This window comes from Pseudomonas sp. NMI542_15, assembly GCF_021283425.1.
Taxonomy (GTDB): domain Bacteria; phylum Pseudomonadota; class Gammaproteobacteria; order Pseudomonadales; family Pseudomonadaceae; genus Aquipseudomonas; species Aquipseudomonas fortuita.
In genome coordinates this window covers 502,759-515,584 of record NZ_JAJSRO010000003.1, presented here as the reverse complement: position 1 = coordinate 515,584, position 12,826 = coordinate 502,759, and the positions used below count along the sequence as shown (strand labels likewise).

Genomic DNA, 12,826 nt, shown 5'->3' with positions numbered 1-12,826 from the left:
ACGCATGAGCACCACATACATACACAGCCATAACTTTCTTGGCGTTGCTCACGACGCCAATGCCAAGCGCACCTTGTGGGTAGTCCTGCTTACCGTCGTCATGATGGTAGGTGAGATCGCCGCTGGACATATCACAGGCTCAATGGCGCTGTTGGCAGATGGTTTCCATATGGCAACGCACGCAGGAGCATTAGGAATTGCAGCTGCGGCGTACGCCTATGCCCGCAAGCATTCTGAGAGTTCCATTTTCAGTTTTGGCACAGGCAAAGTGGGTGATCTCGGAGGCTTCGCCTCGGCCTTGATTCTTGGTTTGATCTCGTTAGGCATCGGTATCGAGTCGGTACTGCGTCTTTTTGAGCCGACCCAGGTGCAGTTTGGAACGGCGACTCTGATCGCTATCACCGGTCTGATTGTGAATGTCGTCAGTGCCTTGCTTCTGGCTGGTGGGGGCCATCATCACGATCATGGACACGGCCACTCGCATGGTCATTCGCATGGACCTCACGGCCACATGCATGGCGAAGACAACAATCTACGTTCAGCGTACGTCCACGTACTTGCGGACGCAGTGACGTCAGTCCTTGCAATCGTCGCGCTGCTCGCAGGCAAGTTTCTTGGCTGGGTGTGGCTTGATCCGGTTATGGGGCTCGTGGGCGCTGTCGTAATAGCAAGATGGGCGTGGTCCCTCATGAAAGACACGGCGTCCGTACTGCTTGATAAGACGGACAACCATGTTGCCGAGGAAATTCGGGGATTACTTAGTCATTCCGGCAAGCTACAGATCACAGACCTCCATGTGTGGAGGGTGGGGCCTGAAGCCCGAGCGGCAATTGTCAGCGTAACCGGCTCATTAGATTTCACAGCCGACGATATTCGTGCAGCACTGACGCCTGTTCATGAAGTGGCCCATCTCACGGTGGAATATAGGGCTGCGGCGAGTTAGGGCGTTCGTTATGGGCGAAGCTGTACGGAGTCATCACTCATCCAGCACAGGCATAAGCGCCGCCACTGGTTCAAAACGATTGGTTAGTGCAGCCCCAACCCCTTAATGCTGAACTCATCCCGGTAACCTATACTCGCCCATCATGAATCGGTTCATTCGACTGCTCACCATCCTGATGCTTATCGTGGCGCTTCCGCTTAACGGGATGGCGGGCGTCGATTCGGCGACTGAACCTTGCCCAATGCAGGCCATCGGCATGGAAATGATGGCGGGTATGGACCATGACTGCTGCCAGGACCACGACCTGGGTAAGACTGGCGATCATGCCAAATCCTGCAAGGTCGGCCAGGAGTGCAGGACTGCCAGTACCGTACAGCTCAGCTTCCTGACGCCTGGGCTGACCTTTGCCAAGCCACGACCTGCCGATACCTACGCGGTAGGCATAGCAACAGGCTCTCCCCCCGATCCATGGCGGCCTCCCCGCGTCTGATTCCCTCTTAATTTCACACCGTCGTTCCGCCTAGCAGCGGGGCGATGGCACGCGCCTGGGCGCTGATCTTTCGAGGAATCATTTTCATGACTCCCCAACGTTTTCAGGGACGGATAACCACGGCCGTCCTTTCCATACTGCTGCCGGCTGTCTCGGCACAGGCTGCAACGCTGTCGCTGGATGAGGCGCTGCAACTGGCTGAACGCAACGCTCCCTCTCTACAGGCCCGCCAGGAGCAGGCATCAGCTGCGCGCAGCGCAGTCATTCCAGCGGGCGAACTACCCGATCCGCGCCTGAATCTCGGGGTACAGAACCTGCCGATTGAAGGCACCGACCGCTGGAGCATGAACAGAGACTTCATGACCATGCAGGTGGTTGGCCTGTCCCAAGAAGTACCGAACCGGGACAAACGCAAAGCTCGCATAGAGACAGCGCAGGCCACGGTCGAGCGAGCCGATGCCGAGGCGGTGTTCGAACGGCTCAAGGTTCGGGCGGCAACCGCCCAGGCTTGGGTGGCTGCATACACCGTGCAGCGAAAGCTTGAACAGTTCGACGCCTTCTACAAAGAAAACCAGCTGCTGGCGTCCACGGTGCGGGCCCGCCTGGCCGGTGGTGCAGGCTCCACCGCCGATACGCTGGCTCCCAAGCAAGAAGCCGCGCAGCTGGACGAGCAGAAAGACGTTCTGTTGAGTCAATCAGCTCAGGCGCGAGCCGCGCTGAAGCGCTGGATTGGGCAGGACGCCGAAGTAGGCGCGCCGACGTTCCCTGTCTGGCCTGTAGACGCAGCTGAATACCTGCACTCCGTCCATGCCCATCCGGAGCTCAATACCTACAACGCCATGACACGCGAGGCTCAAGCCCAGGTACATCAGGCTCAGGCGGAGAAGAAATCGGATTGGTCCTGGGGGGTGGATTATCAGCGCCGTGGCCCGGATTTCAGCAACATGGTCAGCCTGCAGGTCAGCTTCCAGTTGCCGTTGTTCAGCAGCTCACGGCAAGACCCGATGATTGCGGCACGACGCGCACAAGTTCGACAACTGGAGGATGAGCAGGACGCTGCCCTGCGCGAGCATCAAGCCCAGCTTGAAACAGACCTTGCCGAGTACCACCGCTTGCAACGGGCAGTGCGGCGCAGTCGCGAAACGCTTCTACCTCTGGCCGAGGACCGGGTACGCCTCGCTCTGGCGGACTACCGCGCCGGTAAGTCTCCGTTGAGTGAAGTGCTGTCGGCACGCCGGCAGCGTGTGGAAGCACTGCTACAGGATGTGGACCTGCAAGGACAGTTGGCGGCAACAGCAGCGCGTCTGCATTTCGTTTATGGAGAGGTGCGGGCATGAGGAATAGGTCGATTGGTTTGCTCGTGGCTGCTGCCCTAGCTATTGGGATTGGCGCTGGCTTCTGGCTAGGTGGAAGAGGTGCGTATTCCCCATCGCAGCCAGTAGGTGAGGAAAAAAAAGCGCTGTACTGGTATGACCCGATGTATCCCCAGCAGCACTTCCCGGCGCCCGGAAAATCACCCTTCATGGACATGCCGCTCGTGCCCAAGTATTCGGATGACACGGCTGGCGAGGAGCAGCCTGCGGTTCAGGTCTCGGCTGGGCTCCAGCAAAACCTTGGGATTCGATTGGCAACGGTGACGGCTGGTCGGCTTGAGCGAACCCTGAGCGTAAGCGGCGTTCTGGCGTTCGACGAACGCGACTTCAGCGTGTTGCAGGCCCGGACTGGCGGTTACGTCGAGCGCGTCTATGGTCGAGCGACGGGTGACATCGTTGCCAAAGGGGCTCCTCTAGCCGATGTGCTGACCCCGGAGTGGGCTGGTTTGCAGGAGGAATACCTGGCGCTGCGGCATTCCGGCGACGCGCAGCTGACGGCGGCGGCACGACAGCGGCTTGTGCTCGCCGGCATGCCGGCCGACCTGATCAACCGGGTCGCGAGCACGGGGAAGGTGCAGCTCTCGGTCACACTTTCAGCACCCACTGCCGGTGTAATTCAGGCTCTCGATTTGCGACCCGGAATGACGCTGACGCCGGGGGCTACCTTGGCAAGGATCAATGGAGTGGCCAACGTCTGGCTGGAAGCGGCTGTGCCGGAATCCCAGGCTCAAGGCCTGCGCGAAGGCCAGCCTGTGCAGGCGCAATTGCCAGCATTCCCGGGCGAACCCTTGCCAGGCAAGTTGACTGCGCTATTGGCCGATGCCGATTTGCAGAGCCGCACGTTGCGCCTGCGTATCGAGTTGCCCAACCCGGATGGACGGCTTCGTCCTGGGATGACCGCTCAAGTGGCTCTCCATCCCGGCGAGTCTGCCGAGCAAAGCCTCTTGGTGCCTGCCGAGGCGGTCATCCGCACCGGCAAGCGGGATCTGGTGATGCTGGCTGAAGACGGTGGTCGCTTCCGGCCGGTGGAAGTCGTGTTGGGCCAGGAGAGCAAAGGGAAAGTTGCGGTGTTGCAGGGCCTTCAGGCAGGACAGCGCATCGTCGCTTCCGGGCAATTCCTGTTGGACTCCGACGCTAATTTGAAAGGCATCGAGGCGGCGACGGCGCAGGATAGTCAGCCTAATGCGGGGCCCGCCCTGCATGAAGCGGATGGCCGTGTCGTGCAGATAGACGGCACCCAGCTCACCGTTGCCCACGGTCCTTTCATCACCCTGGGCATGCCAGGGATGACCATGACCTTTCCTGTGGCTGATCAGTCTCTCCTTGATGGCCTCAAGGTCGGTGCGCAGATTCGTTTTGGCATACGCGAACGCGACGAGGGCATGGTAGTTGAGCAGATCAATGTGGTGGAGGGCCAACCATGATTGCCAAGCTGATCCGCTGGTCGGTAGGCAACCGTGTGCTGGTGCTCCTCGCCACGCTGTTTCTGGTGGCATGGGGCTTCGTCTCGGTGCGTAGCCTGCCAATCGACGCCTTGCCCGACCTGTCGGACGTGCAGGTGATCATCCGCACGTCCTACCCAGGCCAGGCTCCCCAGATCGTTGAGAATCAGGTGACCTATCCGCTGACCACTACCATGCTCTCGGTTCCGGGGGCCAAAACGGTTCGCGGCTTCTCCGCCTTCGGTGACAGCTTCGTCTACGTGCTGTTCGAGGACGGCACCGATCTGTATTGGGCGCGCTCACGGGTGCTTGAGTACCTGAGCCAGGCGCAATCGCGATTACCTGCGGCAGCCAAGCCGGTACTTGGCCCGGACGCCACCGGAGTGGGCTGGATTTATCAGTATGCGTTGGTCGATCGCAACGGCGGCCATGACCTGTCGCAACTGCGCAGCCTGCAGGACTGGTTCCTGCGCTATGAGCTCAAGACCCTGCCGGATGTCGCTGAGGTAGCCACCATCGGCGGTATGGTCAAGCAGTACCAAGTCGTCCTCGATCCGCTGCGTATGGCCAGCCTCGGTATCACCCAGGCTGAGGTGGTGGAGGCTATAGGCAAGGCCAACCAGGAGACCGGTGGCGGTGTACTGGAGCAGGGCGAAGCGGAATTCATGGTACGTGCGGCCGGCTACCTGCGATCACTGGATGATTTCAGGGCGATACCGCTGCGACTGGCTACCAAGGGCGTGCCGGTGACATTAGGCGACGTCGCTACGGTGCAGATAGGTCCGGAAGCCCGCAGAGGCATAGGCGAACTGGACGGCCTCGGTGAAGCTGTAGGAGGTGTGGTGATCCTGCGCAGCGGCAAGAATGCTCGTGAGGCCATCGCCCACGTCAAGGCCAAGCTCGAAACCCTGAAGAAAGGCCTGCCAGCCGGGGTGGAGCTTGTTACCGTCTACGACCGCAGCCAGCTGATCGACCGTGCCGTAGAGAACCTCAGTCACAAGCTGATCGAGGAATTCGTGGTAGTGGCGTTGGTATGCGCAGCCTTTCTCTGGCACCTGCGCTCGTCATTGGTGGCTATCGTTTCGCTGCCCGTGGGAATCCTGATAGCGCTGATCGTCATGCGTCATCAGGGCATCAACGCCAACATCATGTCACTCGGCGGTATAGCAATTGCCATCGGCGCGATGGTGGATGCTGCCGTGGTCATGATCGAGAACGCCCACAAACGCGTTGAGGCTTGGCATGCCCGACATCCTGGTCAGCCGTTGCGAGGCGAAGCGCATTGGAGGGTAATGACGGAGGCGGCCGTCGAGGTAGGGCCGGCACTGTTCTTCAGCCTGATGATCATCACGCTATCGTTCATCCCGGTGTTCACGCTGCAAGCCCAGGAAGGGCGTCTCTTCGCACCCCTGGCCTTTACCAAGACCTACGCAATGGCAGCGGCGGCTGCGCTATCGGTGACCCTGATTCCGGTGCTGATGGGGTACTGGATCAGAGGGCCACTGCCTGCGGAACAGCGCAACCCGCTCAACCGGGGCCTCATCTGGCTGTACCGTCCGGCATTGGAGGTCGTCCTGCGCCGGCCTCTGGTTACCCTCGCTGGAGCATTGCTCATCCTGCTCAGCAGTCTGTGGCCCTTGAATCATCTTGGGGGCGAGTTCCTTCCTCCGCTCGATGAAGGTGATCTGCTCTACATGCCTTCAGCCTTGCCTGGACTCTCGGCGCAGAAAGCTTCAGAACTGTTGCAACGAACGGATCGTCTGATACGAACTGTTCCCGAAGTGGCCAGTGTCTTTGGTAAAGCCGGCCGCGCCGAGTCCGCTACCGACCCGGCACCGCTGGAGATGTTCGAGACCACCGTTCGGCTCAATCCCAAGAGTGAGTGGCGTCCAGGGATGACCACGGAGAAGCTCATCGAGGAGCTTGATCGCACTGTGCGTGTGCCTGGGCTGACCAACATCTGGATCCCGCCCATCCGCAACCGCATCGATATGCTGGCCACCGGCATCAAGAGCCCAATCGGCGTCAAGGTGGCCGGCAGCGACCTGGACCAGATAGACCGGGCCACTCTCGCTGTGGAGCGGGCAGCGAAAAAGGTGCCTGGAGTGACGTCGGCGCTGGCAGAGCGTTTGACTGGCGGCCGCTACATTGATCTGGATATCGACCGCCATGCCGCAGCCCGTTACGGCCTGAACATCACCGACGTACAGGCCATTGTCGCCGGCGCCATCGGTGGCGAAAGCATCGGGGAAACGGTTGAAGGGTTGGCCCGCTATCCCATCAGCGTGCGCTATCCACGCGAATGGCGTGATTCCGTGGAGGCGTTGCGTCAGCTGCCGATCTACACCTCGCAGGGCGGCCAGCTGACCCTCGGCAGCGTGGCCCGCATACGTATCGCTGATGGCCCGCCCATGCTCAAGAGCGAGAATGCTCGTCCCTCGGGCTGGGTGTACATCGATGTGCGCGGCCGGGACCTATCGTCTGTTGTGGCAGACCTTCGTCAGGCGATCAACAGCGAGGTGAAGCTCGATCCAGGCATGAGCTTGAGCTACTCCGGCCAGTTCGAATACCTGGAGCGGGCGAACGCCCGTCTGGCCTGGGTGGTGCCGGCGACGCTGGCCATTATCTTTGTGCTGCTCTACCTGACCTTCGGCCGCCTCGGTGAAGCACTGCTCATCATGGGCACCTTACCTTTTGCCCTGACCGGGGGCGTCTGGCTGCTTTACCTGCTGGGCTACAACCTATCGGTGGCCACAGGCGTTGGCTTCATTGCCCTGGCCGGGGTAGCGGCGGAGTTCGGAGTGATCATGCTCATCTACCTGAATAACGCTTGGGCTGAGCGTCAGGCCAACGGCGAAACCACACGAGCAACGCTGCTCGACGCGATCCGTGAGGGCGCGGTGCAACGCATTAGACCCAAGGCAATGACGGTGGCGGTCATCGTTGCAGGCCTGCTGCCCATTCTCTGGAGCAGCGGTACCGGCAGCGAGGTCATGAGCCGCATCGCGGTGCCCATGGTGGGCGGCATGCTCACCGCCCCCTTGCTTTCCCTTTTTGTAATCCCTGCGGCGTACTGGCTGATCCGTCGCCGCGAACTTGCTGTAACTACCCCCAACCTCTCAGGAGAAATCCAATGAAAAAGCTAATTGTCATCGCAGGTCTAGTCACCGCTTTCGCTGCCAGTGTGCATGCCCAGGACATGGATGGTATGGACATGAAGAAAATGCCAGCCTCCGCCGAGGGTGACCAAGGTAGCCAGGCGGCGCCCACTGCGCATGCTGAGGGGACAATAAAGGCGCTGGATCCTCAAAGCGGGAAAATCACCTTGGCGCACGGCCCGGTAGCGGAGCTCAAATGGCCGGCGATGACCATGGGCTTCCAAGCTGAGCCTGCGCAGCTGAAGGGCTTGAATGTAGGCGACAAGGTGAAATTTGGGTTCCGTATGGAGGGAAGCGTCGCGAAAATCGAGAGCATCCAGAAGCAGTGATTGAAAAGCCTTGAATGATCAGGCACGCCTTCATACCGAGATGATTCGGACAAGCTTACAGAAATGTAATCAATCTTAAGGACCCCTTCAGGTCGAACGCTACATACCGTCATGAGACGGTGCACTGGCATCACATCGACCCGATACCGGAGATATGATCATGAACAGTAGCTTTGATAAATGCATCTCGGAATGCCTGCGCTGCGCGCTGGCCTGTGAAGGCTGCGCGTCAGCCTGCCTGCAAGAGCAGGACGTAAAAATGATGGCTGACTGCATCAAGCTGGACAGGGATTGCGCAGATATGTGCAAGCTGGCGGCTACCTTGATGGCACGAGAAAGCATGCTCGCCAAGGACTTTTGTGCGTTGTGCGCAAGGATTTGCCGCGCCTGCGGGGAGGAGTGCGGTAAGCATAAGGCAGACCACTGTCAGCATTGCGCACAGGCCTGTTTCGCCTGCGCACAATCCTGCGAAGCAATGGCTGCCTAATTAATTTCGACCGACCGTCGCTCTTTTGCAAAGTACTTAGGGAAGACCTCGGTCGGTCGATCACAAGCCCCTGGCGGCCGATCAGCTGTGGCGCTGCTGGTGATCAGCTGACTTCAAAAATTAACCTGTGCATCGGTCAGTTTTGACCCCTGCAGTTAATTCCGGCAGTGCGATATTCAAGGATTTTCAGCTCTCCTGTTGAGTCCTCGTAATTCATCTGTGCCGGCATCACGTCGCAGCTACCGTTGGTCGAAGTCCTGCTGATGACCCTCGCCACGTCCAGCTTCATTCCATAGCGATAATGGATCACCTCAGGTGGCTTTTTTCCATTGGCTGCTGCGTATGCACGCATAGCCTGCTCATTCGCGTGAATCATTTTTCCGTGCAAACGATCAGATCCTCCTTCGGAAAAAGCGGATGAGGAGGCGATTAAGAGAAGTAGGCCGGCGATGCATTTGGCTTTGATCATTTCAGTTACTCCATGAAAACATGACTGCAGCCTAAGGCCCGGTAGCTGTCATCCATGTGATCCAGGCATTACATCTTTGTAAGGCTGTGCTGGGTTGACAGCGCTATTCCCTCATAGACAGTTTGCGGGTACCTAAGGTAAAGCCGACGCGGGACAGAGCTTTTCAAACTCTGCGGAGTTGGAAATCACCCTAGGGGCTAGGGATCGCTCTCTGCGCTCATATCCCCGAGCCTCGACTAAATCGGGCGCAATTGTGGTCCGCAGAGGCTTTAAGCCCCGTCGGCTTCGGCTATGCGTTCAAGTGCTCTAAGCAGCAAGGTACCGACCCCGGATCCTCTTTCCCAGGATCCACAACCAGCGAACGAATTAGACGAGCCTGGCCATCCTTCGATGCCCCATATCCCAGTTCCGTTTCTCCACGGTGAAAGGAATTGAACATGCGGTCGTGCTGCAGAAGGTCCTGGGTAGGCAAGCCGGCTGCGGAAAGATACTCATCCAACCCCTGGATCTGATCGGCACCAAGCAATCGGAGAGACATCTCAGGGTGGTTCATCGTGGACTCGATGGGAAGGGAATCAATATCCGGATAAGGGCGCGAACCCTGGATTTTGCCTCTTACTGTGACTCGGTCATCTGGTCAGTGAATTAATATCTGCTTTACCGTATATCCGAATGGTCATATATTCGAGCCTCCAGATATGAGCCGCCCGTGCTGCGTTCCCCAGGAGGTCAAATGCGGGAAACCCTAACCCCCCCCATCGTTTTTAAATGCTTGGCTGACGAAACACGAGCCCGGATGACCTTGCTGATCGCCAGTGAAGGCGAGCTATGCGTATGTGAGTTGACCTGCGCACTCGACCTCAGCCAGCCGAAGATTTCTCGGCATCTTGCTCAATTGCGAGAAGCCGGAATCCTCATGGACCGGCGGCAGGGACAATGGGTGTATTACCGCCTCAATCCGTCCTTGCCAGAATGGGTGCAGATGATGCTCAAGAGTGTTGTCGATGCAAACGCCCAGTGGCTAAGCGCCGATGCTGTGCGCCTTGCTGAAATGGGCGAGCGTCCACAAAGCCCTGCTGCTTGTGCTTGATTTTCACTTCGCTGACTGAGTTGAGCCATGTTCATCGCATTTTTGATTTTTCTAGCAACGATCGTTCTGGTGATCTGGCAGCCAAAGGGTCTGGGGGTGGGCTGGAGCGCTGGTCTAGGGGCGGTCGTGGCGCTACTGGCGGGCGTAGTGAATCTGTCTGATATCCCAGTGGTGTGGCAGATAGTATGGAACGCCACCGCAACGTTTATCGCTGTCATCATCATCAGCCTTTTGCTGGATGAGGCGGGTTTCTTCGAATGGGCAGCGTTGCATGTGGCCCGCTGGGGCAACGGCAGTACCCGCAAGCTGTTCGCTTTCATCATTCTCCTGGGAGCAGCAGTGTCGGCGTTATTCGCCAATGATGGCGCAGCGCTGATCCTGACGCCGATCGTTATCGCCATGCTGCTTGCCCTGCGTTTTTCCCCGGCGGCGACGTTGGCATTTGTCATGGCAGCAGGTTTTATCGCCGATACCGCGAGCCTGCCGCTGGTGGTGTCCAACCTGGTGAACATCGTTTCCGCCGACTACTTTGGCATCGGTTTCAGCGAGTACGCCTCGATCATGGTGCCGGTGAACCTGGTCAGTATCGCCGCCACGCTGGGAATGCTGCTGTGGTTCTTCCGCAAGGACCTGCCGCGAACCTATGAACTCGACCAACTGAAGGCTCCCGAAGCCGCTATCCGCGACAAGGCGACGTTCGTTGCCGGCTGGTGGGTACTTGCCATGTTGCTGGTCGGCTTCTTCGCCATCGAGCCGCTAGGCGTTCCCATCAGCGCCATCGCTGCTGCCTGTGCGCTGATCCTGTATCTGATCGCCGCGCGCGGGCACGTGATTTCTACCCGCAAGGTGCTCAGGGACGCGCCTTGGCAGGTCGTGGTGTTCTCTCTTGGCATGTACCTCGTGGTCTATGGCCTGCGTAACGCCGGCCTCACCGACTTCCTGACGCATATCCTCAATGTCTTCGCCGGCTACGGGGTCTGGGGCGCATCCCTCGGGACGGGGCTGCTCGCCGCTGGCCTGTCGTCGGTCATGAACAACATGCCCACTGTGCTGGTAGGAGCTTTGTCGATCCATTCCGCCGAGGCCACCGGCATCGTGCGCGAGGCCATGATCTACGCCAACGTCATCGGCTGTGATCTCGGTCCGAAAATCACCCCAATCGGCAGCCTGGCCACCTTGCTGTGGCTGCACGTGCTGGCCCGCAAGAACATCGTCATCACCTGGGGTTACTACTTCCGCACCGGTATCGTCCTGACGCTGCCAATCCTGCTTGCCACCTTGGCCGCATTGGCCATCCGCCTGAGCTTTTGAACCGGAGATACCTGATGAAAGTCTTGTTCATGTGCACCCACAACAGCTGCCGCAGCATCCTGTCCGAGGCGCTGTTCAATCATCTGGCCTCTGAGGGTATGGAAGCTGTGAGCTCGGGTAGCTACCCAAGCGGCAAGGTCAATGAGCGGGCATTGAAGACCTTGGAAGCCGCCGGTATCCCCACCGCTGGTCTTTCAAGCAAGGCCTCGGATGCTTTCGAGAGCTCTCCCCCCGACATAGTTGTCACCGTGTGTGATAGAGCTGCCGGCGAAGCCTGTCCGATCTTCTTCGGGCCATCGCTCAAAGCCCACTGGGGCCTGGCCGACCCTTCGGCGGTTACCGGCAGTGAGGCGGAAATCGAACAAGCTTTCCAGACCACACTTGCGAAGATCGATGAGCGCGTGCGCGCTTTCATTGCGCTGCCCTTCTCGCAACTGAGCCAGGACGAACTGAAAGCCGAACTTGCTCGCATCGGCGCGCTGTAGGCCTTGGATCAATGGAGACTGAAATGAACGACCACCTGCCAAATGTCCAGCCAGAACTGATCGATCTGCCGTCGCTGGAGCGGCTGGAGCCGAAGGATCCCTCCACGCATAAACCACGGATCCTGCTGCTGTACGGATCGACTCGCGAACGCTCATTCAGCCGTTTGATGGTCCAGGAAGCTGCGCGCCTGCTGGAAGCGTTCGGCGCCGAAACCCGTATTTTCGACCCTTCCGGCCTGCCGCTGCCGGATGACGCTCCGGACTCCCACGAGAAGGTGTTGGAACTCCGCGAGCTGATGCAATGGTCCGAGGGCCAGGTGTGGTGCTCGCCCGAGCGCCACGGTTCGATGAGCGGCGTGTTCAAGGCGCAGATCGACTGGGTACCGCTGGCCATGGGCGCCGTTCGTCCAACCCAGGGCAAGACCCTTGCTGTGCTGCAGGTCTGCGGTGGTTCGCAGTCGTTCAACGTGGTGAACCAACTGCGCGTGCTTGGCCGCTGGATGCGGATGTTCACCATCCCCAACCAGTCCTCGGTACCCAAGGCATTCCTGGAGTTCGACGATGCCGGGCGGATGAAGCCGTCCTCCTTCTACGACCGTCTGGTCGATGTGATGGAAGAGCTGACCAAGTTCACCCTGCTGCTGCGCGATCGCCAGGATTACCTGGTGGACCGCTACTCCGAGCGCAAGGAGTCGGTGGAAGAGCTGTCCAAGCGAGTAAATCTGCGGTCCATTTGAGGTCATGAGCATGTCGCATCCCTACTCGATGAAATCGCTGCCCCATGCCCCGGGAGCGCTGATTTTCACACCCTGCCCGGGCACCCAGACCAGTGATCTCGATGAAAGCCTGGAGACGCTGAAGCAGGCTGGCGCCGTGGCGCTGGTTACCCTGATGTCGGATACAGAGCTTCAGAAAAACGGCGCTGGTGAGCTTGGCGTCGCGGCTAGGCAGCATGGGTTGGAGTGGTACCAGTTGCCGATCGAGGATGATCAGGCTCCTGATCAGAACTTCGAGGCTCGGTTGGGAGAGATTCGCCACCAGTTGGACAATTTGCTCGCTTCAAACAAGGCCCTGGCCATCCACTGCAAGGGCGGCTCCGGTCGCACCGGGCTGTTCGCTGCCCGTCTGCTGATCGAATCCGGAATGCCGCGTCGCGAGGCGATCGCATGGGTGCAGGAGCTTCGCCCACGGGCGATTCAGAAGCCTGCGCACATCAACTACATCAACCAGTTCGGCGAAGACTGAACGC

The 12,826-nt window shown here is 59.3% G+C and carries 13 protein-coding genes; 12 read left to right on the top strand and 1 reads right to left on the bottom strand.

Features of this window, described 5'->3' with window-relative positions:
* Positions 1 to 4: 4 nt before the first annotated feature.
* From dmeF to LU684_RS08335, 7 genes are all read left to right on the top strand, one after another.
* Positions 5 to 943, top strand: a complete 939-nt coding sequence (dmeF, locus tag LU684_RS08365; RefSeq protein ID WP_095116305.1) for a CDF family Co(II)/Ni(II) efflux transporter DmeF — start codon at positions 5 to 7, stop codon at positions 941 to 943.
* A gap of 142 nt (positions 944 to 1,085) precedes the next feature.
* A complete protein-coding gene (locus tag LU684_RS08360) occupies positions 1,086 to 1,433 on the top strand; it encodes a hypothetical protein (protein ID WP_095116303.1) in 348 nt (115 codons plus the stop codon).
* 86 nt (positions 1,434 to 1,519) lie between these two features.
* Entirely contained in the window at positions 1,520 to 2,770 is a 1,251-nt protein-coding gene (locus LU684_RS08355) for a TolC family protein (RefSeq protein ID WP_095116301.1), read from the top strand.
* Positions 2,767 to 4,230: an efflux RND transporter periplasmic adaptor subunit gene (locus LU684_RS08350; RefSeq protein ID WP_095116299.1), complete on the top strand. Its 1,464-nt coding sequence runs from the start codon at positions 2,767 to 2,769 to the stop codon at positions 4,228 to 4,230. The genes LU684_RS08355 and LU684_RS08350 overlap by 4 nt, the downstream gene beginning before the upstream one ends.
* The gene (locus LU684_RS08345) at positions 4,227 to 7,385 is read left to right on the top strand and encodes an efflux RND transporter permease subunit (protein WP_095116297.1); all 3,159 of its coding nucleotides are present in this window, start codon (positions 4,227 to 4,229) and stop codon (positions 7,383 to 7,385) included. Before LU684_RS08350 ends, LU684_RS08345 begins: the two co-directional genes overlap by 4 nt.
* A complete protein-coding gene (locus LU684_RS08340) occupies positions 7,382 to 7,735 on the top strand; it encodes a copper-binding protein (RefSeq protein WP_095116295.1) in 354 nt (117 codons plus the stop codon). The genes LU684_RS08345 and LU684_RS08340 overlap by 4 nt, the downstream gene beginning before the upstream one ends.
* A gap of 160 nt (positions 7,736 to 7,895) precedes the next feature.
* Positions 7,896 to 8,222, top strand: coding sequence for a four-helix bundle copper-binding protein (locus tag LU684_RS08335; protein ID WP_095116293.1), 327 nt, complete (start codon positions 7,896 to 7,898; stop codon positions 8,220 to 8,222).
* Between the two features lie 136 nt (positions 8,223 to 8,358).
* On the opposite strand, the gene LU684_RS08330 is transcribed toward LU684_RS08335, so the two are convergent.
* Complete coding sequence (locus LU684_RS08330) at positions 8,359 to 8,691, bottom strand: DUF2790 domain-containing protein (protein ID WP_095116292.1); 333 nt, start codon at positions 8,689 to 8,691, stop codon at positions 8,359 to 8,361.
* Between the two features lie 733 nt (positions 8,692 to 9,424).
* On the opposite strand from LU684_RS08330, the gene LU684_RS08325 reads away from it, so the two are divergent.
* The 5 genes from LU684_RS08325 to LU684_RS08305 are packed head-to-tail and all read left to right on the top strand — an operon-like array spanning position 9,425 to position 12,822.
* A complete protein-coding gene (locus tag LU684_RS08325; protein WP_060519748.1) occupies positions 9,425 to 9,781 on the top strand; it encodes a metalloregulator ArsR/SmtB family transcription factor in 357 nt (118 codons plus the stop codon).
* 27 nt (positions 9,782 to 9,808) lie between these two features.
* Positions 9,809 to 11,092: an arsenic transporter gene (locus tag LU684_RS08320; protein WP_095116288.1), complete on the top strand. Its 1,284-nt coding sequence runs from the start codon at positions 9,809 to 9,811 to the stop codon at positions 11,090 to 11,092.
* A 14-nt stretch (positions 11,093 to 11,106) separates the two neighbouring features.
* Positions 11,107 to 11,577 (top strand): arsenate reductase ArsC, encoded by a 471-nt coding sequence (locus tag LU684_RS08315; protein ID WP_095116286.1) that lies wholly within the window; start codon positions 11,107 to 11,109, stop codon positions 11,575 to 11,577.
* Positions 11,578 to 11,600: 23 nt separating this feature from the next.
* The gene (arsH, locus tag LU684_RS08310) at positions 11,601 to 12,314 is read left to right on the top strand and encodes an arsenical resistance protein ArsH (protein ID WP_095116283.1); all 714 of its coding nucleotides are present in this window, start codon (positions 11,601 to 11,603) and stop codon (positions 12,312 to 12,314) included.
* Positions 12,315 to 12,318: 4 nt separating this feature from the next.
* Positions 12,319 to 12,822: a cyclin-dependent kinase inhibitor 3 family protein gene (locus LU684_RS08305; protein ID WP_095116280.1), complete on the top strand. Its 504-nt coding sequence runs from the start codon at positions 12,319 to 12,321 to the stop codon at positions 12,820 to 12,822.
* Positions 12,823 to 12,826 lie beyond the last annotated feature (4 nt).